Below are 3,789 nucleotides of genomic sequence, written 5' to 3'. Positions count from 1 at the left end.
AGCAGCCGGTCGCCCGGCCGCTCGTCGTCGGGGGTCGAGAAGGGGGTCACTGGCCCTGCGAGGGGTCCTGGCCCTGGCCCTGCGAGCCGTCCTGGGACTGCACCGGGGCCGGCGGGAAGGCGTTGTTCTGCAGGTCGATGAACCAGACCGCGATGATGCCGGGCTTCTGCGAGTCGGCGGTCTTCGGGTCGAAGCGGATGATCGTCAGCGAGGTGTCCCGCGACTGGGTCAGCACGTTCGCCGCCGGGACCAGGCCGGAGAAGGTGGTGTCCTTCTGGTAGGCCGCGATCTGGGTGTTGCCCTGGCCGCCGCCGCCGTTGGTGTAGGCGCGCCAGCCGTTCTTCGCGCTGTCGGGGTCGATGCCCACACCGATCAGGTCGCCGCTCTTGACCGGCAGGCTGCGGAACTTGGTCGGCTGGGTGGAGAGCTTGCCGCACGCCGCGTTGGCCGCGTCGTCCAGCGGCTTGCCGCCGTTGTAGCAGGCCGGGTCGGGCTCGAACGCCTGGGACGAACTGCCGATCGTGACGGTCGCCATGGTCTTGATCGGCGCCTGCTGGCCGTGGGCGTACGCGATGGACCCACCGACCGTACCGGCGCCGATCACGACCACGGCGCTGAGGGCGGCGATGACAGGGGTGCTGAGGCTCATGGACGAAGGCTATCCAACTCTGCCGATCACGCGACGCGGGGGTGCGGTGCGCCGCCGCGAACCCCCAGCCGGACCAGCGAGACGACCGTCCACAGCAGCATCACCGCGAGCACCGAGGCGGCGATCGACAGGCCCAGCGTGCCGTTCAGCGGCAGCAGGATGCCCAGCGCGCCGCCGGCCACCCAGCAGAGCTGCATCAGCGTCTCCGAGCGGGCGAAGGTCGAGGTGCGGACGGCCTCGGGGACGTCGCGCTGGATCAGCGAGTCCAGCGCCAGCTTGGCCAGCGAGGCGGCGATGCCGGCGACGGCGGCCACCACCATCACGGTCACCAGGCCGTACCAGATCGCGGCGGCCGCGGCCGCGGCGGTGGCCAGCATCAGCATCGCGGTGATGGTCGCCTCCGAGCCGCGGCTGCGCAGCCAGGAGCCGAAGACCGAGCCCAGCGCGTTGCCGCCGCCGGCCGCGACCGCCAGCAGGGCCAGCGCCGCGGTGGGGGCCAGCCCGCCGACCGGGTCCACCCGCAGCAGGAAGGCCAGGAAGAGGGTCAGGAAGCCGGAGAGCCCGCGCAGCGAGGCCACCGCCCGCAGCCCCAGCACCACCGCCGGGCCCACCGTGCGCAGGCTGGGCCTGGGCCGCCCGGCGGGCGCCGCCGGCCCGCCCTCCCCGCCCGGGTCGGGGCTGGCGTGCAGCACCGCGCGCTGCTCGCCCTTGGCCGAGTCCACCTGGTGCGGCAGGTGAAAGGCCATCAGGGTGCCGATCACGAAGACCAGGAACGCCCCGCGCAGCGGCCAGGCCGGACCGGCCAGGTGCAGCAGCCCGCCCACCGCCGCCGCCAGCCCGGTGGCCAGCAGACCGGCCAGGGTGACCCGCGAGTTGGCCTTGACCAGCGTCACCCGGGCCGGTTTCAGTCGCGGCACCACGACGCTGCGCACCACCCCGTACGCCTTCGAGGCGACCAGGCAGCCCAGCGCCTCCGGGTACAGCGCCAGCTGGCCGCCCGCGATCGAGCCGGCCATCGTCCAGGCCAGCACCGCGCGGGCCAGCATCGACATCGCCATAGCGGCCCGGCGGCCGTGCGGCAGGCGGTCCAGCAGCGGGCCGATCACCGGCGCCAGCAGGGCGAACGGCGCCATCGTGACCAACAGGTACAGCGCCACCCGGCCGCGGGCCTCGCTGGTGGGGACCGAGAAGAAGATGGTCGAGGCCAGCGCGATGGTGATCAGCATGTCGCCGAACGAGTTCAGCGCGTGCAGTTCGATCAGCTTGGCCAGCCCGGACTCGCCCGCGCCCTCGGCCGAGGTGGCCCGGCGGATCCGACGGCCGGTGCCGTGCACCATCCGGCCCGTCCCCAGGCCCGCGGCGGACGCGCCGCGCACCAGCAGGTTGCGCCGCGGCGGTGCCTGCGGCAGTTCGAGCGTCTCGTCGACCGGCTCGGTGGGGGGCTTGGACAGGCTCGGCCCGGCCGGCTCCGGCCGTGGGGAACCGCCCTCCGACGGGGGGGCCGTGCCCTCCACCGGGGGGATCGGGAGCTGCTGTCGCGGGACGGGGACCGGCTCCGCCTGCTGCGACGGGGTTTCGTCCGTCACATAGGCAATCCTGCCTGACAATCCCGTCCGGGACGAGGGATTCCGCTTCACTCGGCGCGGCCGCCCGCCTCCGCGGCGCCGGTGAGGGCCCGTGCGGGGTGCTCCGGGGGCCCGCCGGACCGTGCCGGGCTGTCGCACGGACCGGCACGGCGGGTAGCCTGCACTACGCGTACCGCTCTCGTCGGGCACGCGGGGGGTGGACGGCCCCGCCCGACGGCGGCGCGGCCGGTCAACGGAGCGCCCCCGGTCGCGCAGAATAGGGGAGCGGTGCCACGAGCTAGCGGTACCGGCGGTTCGTTCACGCGACGCACGGCAGGCAGACCCCCGGCCCCAGGCTGGGAGCGGGTCTCCTGAGCCCGGCGCCGCCGATCCGAACCGGCCCGGCCGCGCCACCGGGCGATAGGCTGCAGGTACGAAGACTGGGAGAGAACCGACGCCGTGAGTGCTGCGATGCGAAGCCGTACCCCCGACCGGCTCTGTGCCGAGGCCGTCGAACTCGCCAGGCAGGCAGCGGTGGAGGCGGTCGGCGCGGGGGCCGTCGGGGAACACCTGGAGGCCCGCCCCGAGGGCGAACGGGTCGTCACCCACACGTTCGCGTGCCTGGACACCGCCTACCGCGGCTGGCACTGGGCGGTCACCGTGGCCCGCGCCCCGCGCGCCAAGCTGGTGACCCTGGACGAGGTCGTGCTGCTGCCCGGCGAGGACGCCGTGCTGGCCCCGCAGTGGGTCCCGTGGAGCGAGCGCCTGCGCCCCGGTGACCTCGGTCCCGGCGACCTGCTGCCCACCGACGCCGACGATGTGCGCCTGGAGCCCGGCTGGACCGGCGAGGACGAGCCCGCGCCCAACTCGGCGGTCTTCGACGGCGAGGAGGACCTCGAGCTCTCCGACCCGCACGTGCAGCCGGCCCCGGCCCGCGCCCGGATCGGCGCCATCGCCGACGAACTGGGCATGTCCCGCCCCCGGGTGCTCTCGCGCCTGGGCATGCACCTGGCCGCCGACCGCTGGGAGAAGGCGCACGGCCCGCAGAGCCCGATGGCCCAGGCCGCCCCGGCCTCCTGCACCAGCTGCGGCTTCCTGATCCCGATCGGCGGCTCGCTGGGCCAGGCCTTCGGCGTCTGCGGCAACGAGTTCGGCCCGGCCGACGGCCAGATCGTCTCGCTGGCCTACGGCTGCGGCGGTCACTCCGAAGCCGCGGTGCTGCCCGCTCCGCCGGTCCCCGCCGAGCTGATCCTCGACGAACTCGTCGTCGAGCCCCTGCACCTGCACCCCGACCGCGCCAGCGGCTCGGTGGAGCCCGACGCCCCCGCCGAGGAACTCGGCCACAGCTAGAGTCGCCGGTTCGCAGCAGAGCCCAGGCCCCCGCCCTCACCGAGCGCGGGGGCTTCGCGCTACCCGAGGCCAGACCGGCCCGCGGCTTTCCCAACGGGGCGGGCAAGAGCGGCAACCCCTCCGCACCGACCCCCACCAGGCACCAGGGCGAGTGAGCCGAAGGGCGCGCCGGTGCCGAAAGGGAGGAGCGACAAGCGACCGACGAAGGAGGGAGCGCAGGAGCGA

General features: G+C 74.7%; 3 protein-coding genes. 1 reads left to right on the top strand and 2 read right to left on the bottom strand.

Annotation, left to right across the window (positions count from 1 at the left end; translation table 11 throughout):
- Positions 1 to 46 precede the first annotated feature (46 nt).
- Positions 47 to 649 (bottom strand): hypothetical protein, encoded by a 603-nt coding sequence (locus tag ABD323_RS04085; RefSeq protein WP_344439234.1) that lies wholly within the window; start codon positions 647 to 649, stop codon positions 47 to 49.
- A gap of 26 nt (positions 650 to 675) precedes the next feature.
- Entirely contained in the window at positions 676 to 1,986 is a 1,311-nt protein-coding gene (locus ABD323_RS04080; RefSeq protein ID WP_344439256.1) for an MFS transporter, read from the bottom strand.
- A gap of 699 nt (positions 1,987 to 2,685) precedes the next feature.
- Here ABD323_RS04080 and ABD323_RS04075 point away from each other — a divergent pair.
- Positions 2,686 to 3,564: a DUF3027 domain-containing protein gene (locus ABD323_RS04075; protein ID WP_344439232.1), complete on the top strand. Its 879-nt coding sequence runs from the start codon at positions 2,686 to 2,688 to the stop codon at positions 3,562 to 3,564.
- Positions 3,565 to 3,789 lie beyond the last annotated feature (225 nt).

Source organism: Kitasatospora nipponensis (assembly GCF_039528135.1).
Classification (GTDB): domain Bacteria; phylum Actinomycetota; class Actinomycetes; order Streptomycetales; family Streptomycetaceae; genus Kitasatospora; species Kitasatospora nipponensis.
The sequence above is the reverse complement of the archived record's forward strand: the minus strand, read 5'-3'. Positions and strand labels throughout refer to the sequence as shown.

What these genes read in the sequence shown, in the direction of transcription:
- ABD323_RS04080 (WP_344439256.1), bottom strand. Translation starts at nt 1,986, where the DNA reads ATGGTGCACGGCACCGGCCGTCGGATCCGCCGGGCCACCTCGGCCGAG.
- ABD323_RS04085 (WP_344439234.1), bottom strand. Translation starts at nt 649, where the DNA reads ATGAGCCTCAGCACCCCTGTCATCGCCGCCCTCAGCGCCGTGGTCGTG.
- ABD323_RS04075 (WP_344439232.1), top strand. Translation starts at nt 2,686, where the DNA reads ATGCGAAGCCGTACCCCCGACCGGCTCTGTGCCGAGGCCGTCGAACTC.